The following is a 15062-nucleotide window of genomic DNA, read 5'->3' on the forward strand; positions in this document are numbered from 1 at the left end:
ATATATAATTTTATCATTTTTTTAGCAGACGCTAAAATGTATTGCACTTCAACAATGATAAAATTTTGTTATTCTACAAACACCACGATGCCAATCAAATAACATCATATATAGAAACAACAGCGGGTTGGAAATCAAACTTAACTTTGATTTCCAACCCGCTTAGTCAAATACATAATTTCCAAATAAGTTATTTTCAAGCAAATAAATAGATGCTTAAATAACTGATTTATTTAATTTAATACATATCCTGATCTTTTTCATTCATTTTACGTCTACGCTCTTCCCGTATTTGAGCACGCTTTTTCAATTGTTCAAATGTATCATTTTCTGAAGCGCTTAATAAGATACTTGTTTGTTTAGGTGCATCACTTTTCCTGTACATATAAGCGCCCGTTCGGTATGCCGCTCTTGATATCAAGTGTCCACCTACTGGAGATGTTAAATTGATAAATACCAATGCCAAAATCATCCGAACACTTAAATAACCTTGTGAAGAAATAAAATAAATGACAACACCTACAAGTGTTAACAATACTGATAATGTTGAACTTTTCGTAGAGGCATGACTTCTTAAAAAGACATCTTGGAACTTAATCAGACCGATCGCACTAATTAAAGCGATAATACTACCCAAAAACATCATAAAAGCTGCAATTAAATTAACGATTTCGCTTGTTATTTGCATTAAAGACATGCCCCCCTTCTATAAATCTTGAAATAGAAACGGTGCTTACAAACGAAATGATCGCAATCAATAAGATAGAATCTAAGAAAGAAAAGGTACCAAAGACAACACTTAACACACCGACAGTTGACATTAATATAGCACTAGCAGTATCAAATGCAACCACCCTATCAGCTGTCGTCGGTCCTTTTACTAACCGAAACAACGTTAAGATAAGTGCTATCCCAAATAAAATAATTGAACTTGTAATAAAGAAATTTATCAGTGATTCGATCATTCTGCCACCTCCAATATGAGTCCTTCATATTGTCTTATACTTTTAAGCAGTTTCTGTTTTTCTTTTTCAGAGATATCAATTGCATGTATAAAAATCTTTTTTCTCTCTTTTGAAATTCTAATTACCGTTGAACCCGGTGTAATGATAATTAGAATAGTCAAAAATGAAACTTCCCAATCAGTTTCTAAAGTCGTTTCATACCTAACTAAACCAGGATTTAAGTCTTTCGTTTTAAATAAAATGTAGTTGATTGTTGTCATACTTGATGTAATTAACTGATATAAGTATACCGTTAAAAATTTAAATGCTACCCAAACCTTTTTCAAATAAAATTGTTGGCCAAAAAAACGATGTAGGATATAAATAACGACTAAACCAATAAGATAACCTGAGAAGAAGGTAGAAGCTTTAAATGATTCTTCATCTTGAAATAACACCCATAAAAATGCAATGACCATATTAAGTAAGACTTGTCTCATTATTTCTCCTCCTTCACTAAATGAGGATTGACCATTTTTTCATATAATCCATCATCCATGTTTAAATGGGTAGCATTGTCAGTTACTTTGAAAATCAGTGGAGCTGCCAGCCCCATACCAATAATTGCGGCTACAAGGATACCAATCAAACCTTTACGATATTTAGGAATTGGTTTGAAGTCTATATGTTCACCTTTATCAGCATTACCTAAATACATTGTGAAGAAAATTCTAAACAAGCTAAACATACCAATCAGGCTAGTTAAAATCATCAAAGTTAAGCCTATATAATTACCATTTTCAACAGCACCTTTAAAAATAAACACTTTTCCTGGGAAACCGCTAAATGGAGGAACACCGCCAATGGCCAAAATCATTACCACAAATGCCACACCGAAGAATGGTTCTCTTTTAGCTAAACCATATAAATTTTTATATTGTCGATAACCAGTAATATATACTAAGCTACCAATAATAAAGAATAGTAAAGTTTTCACAACAATGTCATTTGTAAGATAAAAAATAGCACCATTGACACCTGAAATTGTATTTGAACCTAGACCTAAAATAATAAAACCGATAGAAAGAATCACTTGATATGCCGCAATTTTTTTAATATCTCGATAAGCTAAGACACCAAATGCGCCAATCAACATCGTGATACAAGACAAGACAACCAATAGTGGATGTGTAATACCACTATAATCATCAAATAACAATGTGAAAAAACGAATCAAGGCATAAGCGCCGACTTTTGTCATTAATGCCGCAAATAATGCTGCTAATTCAGTATTTAAAACAGCATATGCTTTTGGAAGCCACATGAATAATACAAGCGCAGCTTTTGCACCAAATGCAATTAAAAATACCATTGAAATAATTACTACTGAACTTTCACCCTGCATCTCAGTTAATCTTTGCGCTACTAAAGCAAAGTTTAAGGTGCCAGTAAGTTTATATAGTAAGCCGATACCTAATAATAATAACCAAGAACCTAAAATATTAAGTACAACGTAAATAATCGCTGCACGTAATTGTTCTACTGATTGTCCTAACGTAATTAACACAAACGACGCGAGCAACATTACTTCAAACATAACATATATATTAAATAAATCTGCAGTTAAAAATGAACCAATAACGCCTACTGTTAAAAACAGAATAAAACTCGGTAAGTAATAGCGAATTGCTCTTTTTTCTCTGCTACCAAAACCATACGCCATAATTAACGTCACGACAAAACTAGATGTCGTAACCATGAGTAAACTCAATGAGTCACCAACAAATTGAATACCATAAGGCGCTTTCCAACCACCAAAATCTAAAGCAATTGGCTTATGTTGCATAACGTAAATCAACAACAATAAAGATATGATTGTCGTAATAGACATTGTGCCGATTGAAAAAATTCTTGATAATCTGCTATGTGTACGGATAAACACGAGTACAAGTGCACAAATTGCTGGAAGAAGTAATGGCAGAATTAACAAATTACTCATCATTATCGTCATCACCTCTTAACACATCAATTTCATCTTCTTTAGTTACTCGATACGTTCTATATACGAGTACAAGTAAAAATGCAGTCATAGCAAAACCTATCACAATAGCAGTCAATACAATAGCTTGCAATAACGGATCTACGAAGTTTTTACTCCCTTCACCAATAAGCGGTTCTACCATATTCTTACCATAGCGTCCCATGCTCATGATAATTAAATTTCCTGCGTGTGTATAAATTGAAATACCTATGACGATACGGATTAAATTGACTGATAATATCATATACGTTCCTATAAATATTAAAAAGCCAATCACCATTAACAATATCAAATTCATGAGCGACCACCACTTATGGATAGCATCACTGTTACAACAACGCCTACGACCGCTAATACAATACCCGCTTCAAAAAGTGTCACAGTCGTTAAATGTACTTCACCTAATATCGGCAATTGGACATATGCATCGGTTTGGTAAAGGAACGGTTTACCAAAAAACATTGGTATCACAGCAGTAGCAAATGATACTAATGAACCAATAATCATTAATATCCTAAAATCAAGTGGTAAGGCGACTAATACTTGTTTAACGTCGAAGGCCAAGAACATAAGTAAAAATGCAGAACTGAATACAAGTCCACCGATAAATCCACCACCAGGATTATTATGTCCTGCTAAAAATAAGTAGAACCCGAACGTTAACAATATAAATACAACAATTTTAGTAATTGTTCGTAAGACTACATCATTCTCTTTCATCTTGACCCCTCCGTTCTTTAAAGTTAAGTAATGTATAGATACCCAATCCAGCGATGATTAATACCATACCTTCAAATAAAGTATCCATAGCACGAAAATCACCAAGAATCGCATTTACAATATTTTTACCGCCTGCCAGTTTATATGCATCATGATAAAAAGTTGAAATCGTTGGCATCGTTTCACCCTGTTGTGCAATGAAGACAAGCGTGACTACAGTAACTGCCATCATCAATGAAACGATAATTTTAACAGCTTCTCGTTTCTTATGAACTTTTGAGCGTGGTACGTTTGGTAAGCGTGAAAAACTAACAATAAACAATATTGTAGTTATTGTTTCTACCACTAATTGTGTCAATGCTAAGTCTGGTGCTTTCATTAAAATGAAGAATATCGTTACACAATAACCAATAATACCGTTTAATATTACCATCGTTAAACGTTGACGAATAAACGTTAAAGCAATACCTAAAATAAAAACAACAATTAACGTGATGATTTCTAACGGCCCGAATTCACTGACATGTATCTGTTTAACGTCAGGAAAACCAGCTTGGATGATGCCATAAACAACAACTATAATGAAAACAGCTAACGTTAATATAATATAATGATTCAAACGGTTATTCATCAATGTACGAATACTGTACCCTGAATAATTTTCAAATTGCTTATATGAGTCTAAATAAACATCTGTTATAGATTTGACTCTAATTTTTTCAGATTGTTTTTTCCAATCAATTTTAAGCGCCGCTATAAAACCTACAACAATAACAATAAAACTTAACAATAGCGGTAAATTAAATCCGTGCCATTGTGAAATATGCGGTGCAATAGCATCTACTTTTTCTCCAATTGTGATACTTCGTAATGCCGGTAAAATAATATGATGTCCAAATAAATTTGGCACAAAAAACACTATCGGCAACAAAATCATCATAATTGCAGAAGGTAGCGTAAATAGAAATGGTTCATGAGGATTTTGTACTGGTGAATCATTATGTTTAATGTCTCCCCAAAAAACTTCCTTAATCATGTAAACTGCATAAATGAGCGTGAAAATACTAGCAACCACGCCTATTACTGCAATAATAATTGTTAAAATGATATTAAATTGTGGTAATTGATATGAACTTACTAAACCATCAAAAAACATTTCTTTACTTAAAAAGCCATTAAGAAATGGAATACCAGCCATAGATAAAGCTGAAAGTAACATAACTACATGCGTAATTGGCAGTACTTTTCTTAATCCAGATAATCGACGTATATCCCTTGTACCAGTTTCATGATCAATGATGCCGACACCCATAAACAAGGCACCTTTGAATAATGCGTGATTCATTAAATGGAAAAGTCCAGCGAAGAGAATAAGGCTATATACTTTAGACAGTTCACCTGTCGTATGTTGTGCAAAGCCACCACCGAGACCGACCATAGAAACAATCATACCTAGTTGACTGATTGTAGAATAAGCTAAAATACCTTTTAAATCATATTGTCGCGTAGCATTAACTGCCCCAAAAATCATCGTTATCAAACCAACAAAAGTAACACAATAAATATAAAAGTCACTTAGCCCTAAAACAGGTGTGAATCTAAATAGTAAAAATATACCTGCTTTTACCATTGTGGCAGAGTGTAGATAAGCACTCACGGGTGTCGGTGCTTCCATAGCTTTTGGCAACCAAATATGGAAAGGGAATTGTGCTGATTTCGTAAATGCACCTAAAAGCAACAAGATAATAATCGGTATAAACAACTGACTATCCGCTATTTTATCACTTTGTGCGATTATCGATGTAATAGAATTTGTACCCGTGACAATATAAATCATGATAAAACCTGTTAATAGTGCAAGACCACCAAAAACTGTAATCATAAATGATTGGATAGCGCCAAATTGACTTGCACCTTTCCCGTACCAATAGGCAATGAGTAAGAAAGATGATACACTCGTCAATTCCCAAAATACATACATCAAAATTGTATTATTTGCTGTAACAATACCCAGCATGCTGAACATAAATAACAAGATATATATATAAAAACGTGGTAAATGATCATGTTCTTTTGATAAGTATTGTGTAGCATAATAAAATACTGCTAGACCAATGAGTGATATTAACAAACTAAAAAATAAACTTAATCCATCTAATCTAAAATCTATATTAATATCCAATAATGTAAGCCAAGGGATTTTAATTGCTACAAATTGCCCTTTCATTACTTGTGGCAATTGCCATAGAAAGTAAACAGAAGAAATGATCGGAGCTATTAAAGCGATTGGCCCAGCAAATTTATGAAAACTTCGTTTCGTCATTGTGAGCAAAAGTACCATCATAATTAAAACAATAGCACTCATTAAATAAACTAAACTCATCCTATACCCCCTTTAACTATAATTTACAAATTTAAAGCAATCGTTGTTTTGCTAGCTTTTGTAGAAATACCTATAAACTTCATCGTTTCAAAAGTTGTTTGATGTCCTAAGTACTTTTGAATAATCGATATTGAAATACCCGATTGATAAGCATGATATGCAAATGTTTTACGCAACGTCGTCAAACCAATATGTAACATCCCTAAATCTTCTGCAGCAAGATGAATAATACGATAAGCTTGCTGTCGGGATAGACCTTTCAATGTCCTATTAGACTGAAATAATAACTCATCATTCTTCAATTGTTGTTCTGATATATATGTCATTAATTCATTTCTCAAAGTTTCTGGTAACCTAATTTGAATTTTAGGTGCATGCATCTCTACCCAATAGTGTTTGATATCATCATCCTCTATTTTTACATCACTTACATTTAAATTTAATAATGAGGAAAGTTTCACACCAGTATGTATCGCAAACTTAAACAATAGATAATCACGCATGGATTTGGCTTTTAAAACCTCATACATCGCTTTTATCTCATTAGTATTCCTAATAGGATCTACTTGATTCATAAATTCACCTCTGAATTAATTAATGTTGCATATTTAATGATATATCATGTTTTTGTCACATGAAAGTATTTTGTCTAATTTTTTCAAATTTTTTTAACCTATTTAAAATTAAACAACGATATATATAGTGAAAGGAGGTTGGACAAATGAATCAAATCAGTCACTTAGCCGTCACTATGTCGCGTCTAACATATGACAAAGATGGAAAAGCCACACAGTTTAAACGTCACTTCGCAAATCTGAATACGCAAGCAACAACGGATCAAATTAAAAGTTTTAAATCTATCATCGAACAAATCACTGGCGAAAAATTTGAAACAGTAGAAATCATCAAAACTGAAACAGTTAATTAAGGAGGTTAAACACTATGAGTCAAACGTTAGAACTTATATTCAATGATGCTGTTAACAAAGACATTAAATTACAATTACCCAAAATAGAGCATTTCATCAATGAAAGTACGGTTAAAGATGGAATGAATAAATTAATTGCTTTAGATATCTTACGCCCTAAGTCGGGAATCCCTACAACAGTACGAGCTGCACAAATCATAGATAAATCTACAAAATTAATTTTTGAAAACTAAATCAATTATTTTTGAAACATATACAATTTTCTAGTGAAGTAGAATAGTCACAAAAAGTTGATGTAAGCAAATTACACAAGCAATAGCAGCAGCCCTATGTACCTATACATGAGGCTGCTCGTTTGTTTTAAATAAAAAAAGTGACAAAACAACGAATCAAATTGTATTCGCTGTTTGCCACATATACTATATTATCGATGATTACTTTTGTTTCTAAGCGGTCTTAGCCTAACAGTATCACCGAAAAAAATTTTACTTTTCCCTAATTTTTTACACATTGCGTACTGACCAAAAACTTCTGTCACTTGAGCAAGATTCTTATATGATTTTCTAGGATTTAATACTTCAATAAATTGTTCTTTTTGAATACCTTCATTACTTCCCGCACCTATAAAAAAAGTCTCTTCATCTAATAAGCGTATGATCGAAAGTTGTTTCAATGTAAATTGTCACCACTTCTATATATTTTTAAACCATCAAAAATTCATCTTACTAATTTTTATAGGTCTTGATGTTTAATTTCAATTTAATAATTTTCTTTTTATTATAACATCAACATAAGCATTTTATTATATTTCATTAATTGTGTACATTATTTTATACTTTTCTTCTCTTCGATAAATAGAAATGAGCATAGGAAAATCCACACCTTTCCTATATAATATAATTATCTTAGGAGAAAGCGTGATTTAATGATTTTTTTATATTTAGTGGGAATTGTAGCTGGGATGGTTGTTCCTTTTCAAACTTCGATTAATTCAAGATTAAGTCTTTATACGAAATCTTCATTCTATGCATCTACAATTTCGTTTGCTACTGGAACCATCTTTTTAATCTTAATCAATTTAGTTACCAATCCACATGTCTTTACTACTAACTTTTATACGAATCAGTCATTGAGTTACATATGGTTTGTCGGAGGTATATTAGGCGTTATTTTTCTTACAGGAAATTTATTATTGTTGCCAAGATTAGGTGCCTCTTTAACCGTCGTAATGACAGTTGCTGGTCAAATTATTATGGGCGTTACAATTGATACTTTTGGTTGGTTTGGCGCAGATGTTGAACCTTTTACTATTTTTAAAGTACTTGGCATTCTCTTTTTAATGCTCGGAATTATACTTATGAATTATGTGCGTAGCAACCCGAAAGATAAAAACATGAATACGCAAGTATACATTTGGTTGATTATCGGTTTCATATTTGGTTTTTGTCCACCAATACAGACCGCAATTAACAGCGCATTAGGTCAACAATTACATTCATCGATTTTAGCATCTTTAATTTCATTTGCGATTGGTACCATAACATTATTCATTTTAACTTTGCTCTTTAATAGAACGCTTAAAATGACGGCGTACAATCAGCACAAAGGTAAATTAAAACCAATTTATTTCATTGGTGGTGTTCTTGGCGTGATTTTTGTCACTACTAATATTATATTGATGCCACATCTCGGTGCTGCCTTAACAACAATTATTGTGATGTTAGGTCAAATGTTAATGGGCATAATTATTGATCACTTTGGATTATTAGGCACATATGTGAATAAAATTACGAAACGAAAAGTCGTTGGAATCATCGCCATGATGATTGGCATAGTGCTTTTAAGATTATTTTAAGTCATAACAGCTTAAGATGAAGGATAGTAGTTAATTTAGTTTAAAATGATTATGTCGTGCCACCTGCAATAATAGCAATGGTTCGGTGAACTTAATAATGAGAGGCTAAAACAATTAATTTGTTGTAGCCTCTTTTTTCTGTGGCGCAATCATTATAAACGCAGTATAATCAGTACAATAATACATCTAGAGGTGACCAATCTTTGAAACGTATCTTTATCATATTAGCCACATTATTAACTCTTTTTAGCACAATCGCCCTGTCCCTATGGTTTTATTTAAAATCACAAAGTAATAACTTTGAAAAACAAATTGAAACAATAATAGTAACTTATAAAAAATCACCACTTCTTATCGGAAGACAAGAACCTTCTCAGTTAGTATCGATCAATTATAATCCTTCTCAAGGCGCTATCCACGACTGGTTCGTAAAAACCGAATCAAAAGTAACACAAAACCAACCACTTTTTGAGTATTATAACCCTCACATTGAACAACTCATCACACAAAAACAAAAACTATTAGCTCAACTCACTAAGACGAGTAAACCTACTTCAACAGAACTTATTAACTTAAAAACTGAAATTTCCCACCTACAATCTAAATTGCGCACTACAATTTTTTCACCGATTTCTGGCACTATTATTATAAATCCATCGCGTATGTTTTCACAAAATCTTTCCTTTATTCAAATCTATGATCCTAAGCCTGTCATAAGAGCAGAAATTTCTGAGACAGAAAAAAATGTCTTACATATCAAAGACAAAGTGAAGATAACGAGTGATTTTACAAATAATAGTTTTGGTACGATTACACATATTGCTAAACTTCCAATCAATCAAACAAATTTATCTAAACCATCTAAATATTTGCTTGAAATTTCACCAAATTCTGATCACTTTTTTGGTAAACATGTAAAAATCGAAAAACCAACTACACAGATAGAAATACCAAGTACTGCAATAGGTAATGGACAATTTGTTTATTTACTCAGCAATAAAAAATTTATTAAAAGAGTTATTAAATCAGAAAAATCGGGTAATAAAAAAACTATGCTTATCATTGACGGTATAAAACCTGGAGATATCATAGCTAAAAATGTTGATACTGTACGGCCCAAAAATTAGATGTACACAGTATAAATACATTAAATCTTTAAAATATAATTTGTTTTTTACAGTTTTTATCAAATAGTGGTAAATTGTAAATGTATAGCAATTATTATAATTAAATGATTGGTATTTAAATAATTGAATTAATAAATTTAAACATTACCGTACCGTTTAATCAGTTTTTTGTTTACTTGCTATTTTAATTTAGTTATAATAAACTAAATAATGCTAGTTTTAATATATTTTACCCAAATATATTAGAGCTGTAAATTATGACAAAAACTTTGTATTCAACTTTGAATTAAGACAAATTATTATACAAAAACATTTTTAATATGTATATTAGATTGGGCATATAAATTAGGGAGGAATTAAGAATGGCTATCACCAAAATTAACGATTGTTTTGAACTATTAGCAATGGTAACGTACGCTGATAAATTAAAAAGTATTATCAAAAAAGAGTTTTCAGTAAGTTTCGAAGAATTCGCTGTATTAACATATATTAGTGAACACGAAAGTGAAGAATATTATCTAAAAGATATTATTAACCACTTAAATTATAAACAACCTCAAGTTGTTAAAGCAGTTAAAAATTTATCTCAAGAAGATTATTTTGATAAGAAACGTAATGAACATGATGAAAGAACAGTTTTAATATTAGTTGATTCTAAACAACGCAAAAAAATCAATGAATTATTATCACGTGTTAATAAGCGTATTCAAGAAGCAAATGACGAAAAAGAAGTATAACTAACTTTAGCTTCCCACATATCATACCTATCAACACCAAAAACCACTTCGCTGAACGAATTCAGTGAAGTGGTTTTATATATGTTTTGAAAAATTTTTAATGTTTCATCCTACCTGATTTGTGCACTTTTATGTTATTGAATGTATTAGACTTTTTAACGCTAAATATTTATCGTTTGAAATCAAAAAATAAACATCGCATTGCTTCATCAATATCAGCGTTCTGAATATTCATTTGTTTTTACAAACGCTAAAAATACCTCTAGAAAGTGAATGGGTTCTTCTATATGAGGTGCATGTCCTGACTGGTTAAATTCAACCATTTCTAAATTGTGAAACACTTGATCGTATTTGCGTTTCATTTCTTGAGTGATCAATGGATCATAAATTCCATTTACAATTAATGTGGGAATATTGGTTTGTTCAAGTACAATATTTTGATTAAATACAGGGAATTCCATTAATGCTCTTGTTGCTACTGCACTTTCTTCAGCTGACTGTCTATTATAAATCAACTGGGACTGAAACCATTTTTTAGCTTTTTCTTGATCTTTATACATATAAGGTAATAATAAGATTAAAGATTCAGATTTATCAAAGCCTTCTATTTCATCTTCATGTTCAATCATTAATTTATTTAACTCTAATACACTATCAATAAGATTACATGCAATTAACGTTAATGATTCAACCTTGGATTCATATTTATCGACAAAATGTTTAGCAATCAGTCCACCCATATCATGACCTACTAAATGGGCTTTTTCAATATTTAGCTGTTTCATTAATAATTTCAAATCTTCTACGTGGTCTTTTAAATGATATGCATTCGATTTTGATGATTTACCATGTCCTCTAACATCATAAGTAATAACATCATAATTTTCTTTTAATTCATCTTTCAAAGTACATAGGGAAGCTAGATTACCATCTAAACCATGAATTAAAATTACAGGAAAGCCTAGACCCTCACGGATGTATGCCAATTCAGTGTTACAACTAATCTGTACTTTTTCCATTGTGGGCCACCTCCTTATATGATTTATATACCCTCGTTTTATAACGCATATGCTCAATTTCAAATATTTAACGGCAATCTTTAGCTTCACTCTGACCCTACAATCTTGCCTTTTAAAACTAAAAAATACTCAACTCACAATTAATGTTTTTGACACATTAAATGCAAGTTGAGTATATACAACTGATTACACAACAATATCAGAAACCCATAAAGTAACTTTAATTTCTGGAAGATATTCTAATTGTGTAATAAATGATAACAATTAATAACAATACCCAAATGACAATAGACGCAATTTGTGTAATCACAGGATTACTAATCATCGCATCTATTGTTTTTTGACAAAACAACAACCCAATACCAGTAAACTCTAATCTTTTAAAATAGATGCCAGAAATACTAAATATGATACCTACAAAAAAGATAAATTGATGTGCATATAATGATACAGCGACAATGCCTAAATTAAATCCAAAAGCGTGTGCAAATACTAAGATAAGCGCTGCTGCTGCAACACTCAGCCCTATCACTCTTTCAAATTTATTACTATAGAGATAATTTTTCCAATCAATTCTCAAATAAATGAAGATTGAAATCGGTAAAATAATTAAACAATAAAAAATTGATAATCCAGTCGCTGCTTGGAACGGTACATACTGTTTATCATATAGATAGGATAATAAAATAAAATTGATAATAAAAAATACAATTGGGTTTAATTGTAAAGTAAATAAATTGCGTTGAATCGTTAAAATTATTTCAGCTGGTGATTTCTTTCTGTATTCGATATAATCCAAATCTTGTGCTTCTGATTTCTTTAACTCTTTTTTTAATTTTCCTTTAATATCATCGATAAGATTGGGAGAAAGACCTTTATGAGTGAAATAATCATTGATATTTTCTATTAATACTTTGTCATTAACTCTCATGATAGGCTCCTTTTTGTTAAATAAGTGCTTTATTCATTAATAAAATTAGACTTTCGCTTATTGTAACAATAAAATAACCGACAAGTATATAGCTTTAAACTTGTCGGTTTTGATTCATTTTAATAATTACAAGTGAAGATTATTTACTAATATCAATGCGATAAAGTTTAATATTTTTATCATTAGGTGATGGCGAACTAAATTGATAAGATACTTGATTATCTTGAACATATCCAAAGTTGCCTGTTACTTTATTATAATGTTCACGTGCAACTGCTTGGTTGCTTACAGCATTTTTCACTTCTTTATATGATGGTCCATTTGTATCGTTGTAACTCATTGATACACGTGTGATTTTACCATTATTTTTCTTACCATCTGCAGTTACCACTAGCACACCATTATCTTTTTTAAATTCATAATAATGTTCTGTGCCATCAGGTTTATATGAATAAATTGGTTTTTTATTATTTTTTAATACTGATTGAATAGAACTTCCTAATTTCGCACCTTCTAATGATCGATCTCCATGTTGCAATTCATTAACACTTTGGATAGAGTTCCCTGATGCTGCTTCAACATTTCCTGCCGAAATACCAGAAAATGCCAAACCTGTAACTAAAACTGCTGCACATAATTTTTTCATAAGCACTCTCTCCTTTATATTTAACTTACCTTCATTGTGCTTATTCACATTGTACTATAAATATTACTAAAATAACAGTAATGTTACAAAAAGATTACAAAACAGTGTATTGCTGTAATCTTTTCTAGGCATCTATCAAAGCTGAATAATTTAAGATGCTAATTGAAGATGTTGTTCTATAAACTTTCTTACTTCATTGATAAATTTATCTTTTTCTTCTACGAATGGATATAATCCTGATTCTTCAAAAACTTCAAATTGGGTATTTCCGATATAATCCGCAACTTCTTTTGCTTCGAATACTGTAGTTCTTTCTCCATGCTGTCCAACAATAATTAATGTAGGTAAATCTAAAGCTTTTAAATAATGCATGACATTATTGTCAATAAATGATTGTTTTACCGCTTCTATTTCTGCTTTCGTAGACATGTTGTTCGTATTTTCAATTTGCTTTAAGAATTTTTTAGCTTTTCTTTTGGAATAATATAATTGTTTATCCAGGAATTTTTGTTGTGTCTCATCATCCCAATTTCTAATTTTATCTGAATACTTTCTATATAATCGCTCTTCAGGCGTGATGTCATTCAATAGTGTAGGATTCACCATCGTTAATGATGACACTAATTCTGGGTATTGTGTAGCAAATAATGCGGCAATAGAACCACCTAATTCGTGAGCTATGATAGAGCATTCATTAATATATAAATAATCTAATAATTCCTTAATATCTTTCGCATATGTTCTAAATTTGATGTCATTCGGTTTGTCAGAATAGCCATGTCCTCTTAGATCAATGAGCACTACCTGATATGCTTTATTAAATTTAGTTTCTAAATCATTAAATACTGAAAAGTTATCAAAAGCAGTATGAATCATGACTATTGCTTTACCTTCACCACTCGTCTTGTAATTTAAAGCAACACCATCACTTGTTGTAAATAGGTTCATCATTTATCTCCCTTTCTTATTAATTGATAAAATGGAAAGTAATTCTTCCGTAGTTTTAATCGTAAAATCTACTTCTTCTGGTAAAGGTGTTAGATCATTTTCATTATCTTCATTAAACCAAACACTAATCATACCCATGGCCCTTGCAGGTGCTACATCATTGAGTGGATCATCACCAACATATATTGTTTCTTCAGGTTTGGTACCTAATTGCGACAACATATCTTCAAAAATTTTAGGATGGGGCTTGCGGTAACCTACAGTTTCAGATGTAGATAAATAATTGATACTATCTTCGATACCTAAAGCGTGCAGACGAAATTGTTTGATTTTTGACTTACCATTTGCAATCACACCAGTCAAATAACCATTCTCTGTTAATTTTTCTAAAGTATACTGTGTATCATAATATGGAAATACATATCTGTAAAAATGCATTTCAAAATCACTAAACAAATCTTTCCAAGTTAGTCGATCTACATGAAAATCTTTAATGAGCGCCTTATATAATTCAGGTTTATCGTGATCTTCATCATCATCTAGTGCTATAAATTTACGTTTGAAGTCTTCCAATTGTATGCGTACAAAATAGTCATGAAACCTTTCAAACTGCTCTTCTATAAATTTTTCTCGAGATTTCTTTCTGTCTAATAATGTCCCTTCTAAATCAAATACAATAGCTTTTACCTGAGTTAAATCCATAATCATAACCTCTTCAATCTTAGGTTTACCTTTTACTTAACCTTAATTAATAAATATCATTATATCGTATAAACCATCTCG

The 15062-nt window shown here is 31.1% G+C and carries 19 protein-coding genes; 5 read left to right on the forward strand and 14 right to left on the reverse strand.

The window, feature by feature from the left end:
• Positions 1-238: 238 nt before the first annotated feature.
• From KA883_RS09900 to KA883_RS09935, 8 genes are read right to left on the reverse strand one after another with little or no spacing between them, the layout of a single operon-like run.
• Entirely contained in the window at positions 239-688 is a 450-nt protein-coding gene (locus KA883_RS09900) for a Na+/H+ antiporter subunit G (protein WP_046207310.1), read from the reverse strand.
• A complete protein-coding gene (gene mnhF2, locus KA883_RS09905) occupies positions 663-965 on the reverse strand; it encodes a Na+/H+ antiporter Mnh2 subunit F (protein ID WP_046207309.1) in 303 nt (100 codons plus the stop codon). Before mnhF2 ends, KA883_RS09900 begins: the two co-directional genes overlap by 26 nt.
• Positions 962-1444: a Na+/H+ antiporter Mnh2 subunit E gene (gene mnhE2, locus KA883_RS09910; protein WP_040029960.1), complete on the reverse strand. Its 483-nt coding sequence runs from the start codon at positions 1442-1444 to the stop codon at positions 962-964. Before mnhE2 ends, mnhF2 begins: the two co-directional genes overlap by 4 nt.
• Positions 1444-2946, reverse strand: coding sequence for a Na+/H+ antiporter Mnh2 subunit D (mnhD2, locus tag KA883_RS09915; RefSeq protein WP_046207308.1), 1503 nt, complete (start codon positions 2944-2946; stop codon positions 1444-1446). The genes mnhE2 and mnhD2 overlap by 1 nt, the downstream gene beginning before the upstream one ends.
• Positions 2936-3283 (reverse strand): Na+/H+ antiporter Mnh2 subunit C, encoded by a 348-nt coding sequence (gene mnhC2 / locus KA883_RS09920; RefSeq protein WP_019468411.1) that lies wholly within the window; start codon positions 3281-3283, stop codon positions 2936-2938. Before mnhC2 ends, mnhD2 begins: the two co-directional genes overlap by 11 nt.
• The gene (mnhB2, locus tag KA883_RS09925) at positions 3280-3705 is read right to left on the reverse strand and encodes a Na+/H+ antiporter Mnh2 subunit B (protein WP_019468412.1); all 426 of its coding nucleotides are present in this window, start codon (positions 3703-3705) and stop codon (positions 3280-3282) included. The genes mnhC2 and mnhB2 overlap by 4 nt, the downstream gene beginning before the upstream one ends.
• Positions 3692-6088: a DUF4040 family protein gene (locus KA883_RS09930; protein ID WP_046207307.1), complete on the reverse strand. Its 2397-nt coding sequence runs from the start codon at positions 6086-6088 to the stop codon at positions 3692-3694. The genes mnhB2 and KA883_RS09930 overlap by 14 nt, the downstream gene beginning before the upstream one ends.
• Positions 6089-6111: 23 nt before the next feature.
• Positions 6112-6663 (reverse strand): tyrosine-type recombinase/integrase, encoded by a 552-nt coding sequence (locus tag KA883_RS09935; RefSeq protein ID WP_046207306.1) that lies wholly within the window; start codon positions 6661-6663, stop codon positions 6112-6114.
• Between the two features lie 146 nt (positions 6664-6809).
• Here KA883_RS09935 and sroA point away from each other — a divergent pair, with 146 nt between their 5' ends.
• The gene (sroA, locus tag KA883_RS09940) at positions 6810-7016 is read left to right on the forward strand and encodes a sigS mRNA-stabilizing protein SroA (RefSeq protein ID WP_046207305.1); all 207 of its coding nucleotides are present in this window, start codon (positions 6810-6812) and stop codon (positions 7014-7016) included.
• Positions 7017-7030: 14 nt separating this feature from the next.
• Positions 7031-7249: a DUF2922 domain-containing protein gene (locus tag KA883_RS09945; RefSeq protein ID WP_046207304.1), complete on the forward strand. Its 219-nt coding sequence runs from the start codon at positions 7031-7033 to the stop codon at positions 7247-7249.
• 191 nt (positions 7250-7440) lie between these two features.
• On the opposite strand, the gene KA883_RS09950 is transcribed toward KA883_RS09945, so the two are convergent.
• Entirely contained in the window at positions 7441-7689 is a 249-nt protein-coding gene (locus KA883_RS09950) for a hypothetical protein (protein WP_046207303.1), read from the reverse strand.
• A 252-nt stretch (positions 7690-7941) separates the two neighbouring features.
• Here KA883_RS09950 and KA883_RS09955 point away from each other — a divergent pair, with 252 nt between their 5' ends.
• The 3 genes from KA883_RS09955 to sarA all read left to right on the forward strand — a co-directional run bounded on the left by KA883_RS09955 (position 7942) and on the right by sarA (position 10735).
• Positions 7942-8871 (forward strand): DMT family transporter, encoded by a 930-nt coding sequence (locus tag KA883_RS09955; protein WP_046207302.1) that lies wholly within the window; start codon positions 7942-7944, stop codon positions 8869-8871.
• 203 nt (positions 8872-9074) lie between these two features.
• Positions 9075-9998: an efflux RND transporter periplasmic adaptor subunit gene (locus KA883_RS09960; protein WP_046207301.1), complete on the forward strand. Its 924-nt coding sequence runs from the start codon at positions 9075-9077 to the stop codon at positions 9996-9998.
• A 362-nt stretch (positions 9999-10360) separates the two neighbouring features.
• Complete coding sequence (sarA, locus tag KA883_RS09965; protein WP_019468421.1) at positions 10361-10735, forward strand: global transcriptional regulator SarA; 375 nt, start codon at positions 10361-10363, stop codon at positions 10733-10735.
• Between the two features lie 215 nt (positions 10736-10950).
• Here sarA and KA883_RS09970 read toward each other — a convergent pair whose 3' ends face one another.
• The 5 genes from KA883_RS09970 to KA883_RS09990 form a co-directional block, all read right to left on the reverse strand.
• Positions 10951-11754, reverse strand: coding sequence for an alpha/beta fold hydrolase (locus KA883_RS09970; RefSeq protein ID WP_046207300.1), 804 nt, complete (start codon positions 11752-11754; stop codon positions 10951-10953).
• 220 nt (positions 11755-11974) lie between these two features.
• Positions 11975-12685 carry a hypothetical protein gene (locus KA883_RS09975; protein ID WP_046207299.1) on the reverse strand — a complete coding sequence of 237 codons (711 nt, stop codon included), beginning with the start codon at positions 12683-12685 and terminating at the stop codon, positions 11975-11977.
• A 139-nt stretch (positions 12686-12824) separates the two neighbouring features.
• A complete protein-coding gene (locus KA883_RS09980) occupies positions 12825-13331 on the reverse strand; it encodes an SA0570 family protein (RefSeq protein WP_046207298.1) in 507 nt (168 codons plus the stop codon).
• Between the two features lie 150 nt (positions 13332-13481).
• A complete protein-coding gene (locus KA883_RS09985) occupies positions 13482-14279 on the reverse strand; it encodes an alpha/beta fold hydrolase (RefSeq protein ID WP_046207297.1) in 798 nt (265 codons plus the stop codon).
• Positions 14280-14282: 3 nt separating this feature from the next.
• The gene (locus KA883_RS09990; protein WP_046207296.1) at positions 14283-14981 is read right to left on the reverse strand and encodes an HAD family hydrolase; all 699 of its coding nucleotides are present in this window, start codon (positions 14979-14981) and stop codon (positions 14283-14285) included.
• Positions 14982-15062 lie beyond the last annotated feature (81 nt).

The sequence above is a fragment of the Staphylococcus sp. GDY8P54P genome, assembly GCF_017892645.1.
In the GTDB taxonomy this organism is placed as follows: domain Bacteria; phylum Bacillota; class Bacilli; order Staphylococcales; family Staphylococcaceae; genus Staphylococcus; species Staphylococcus ureilyticus.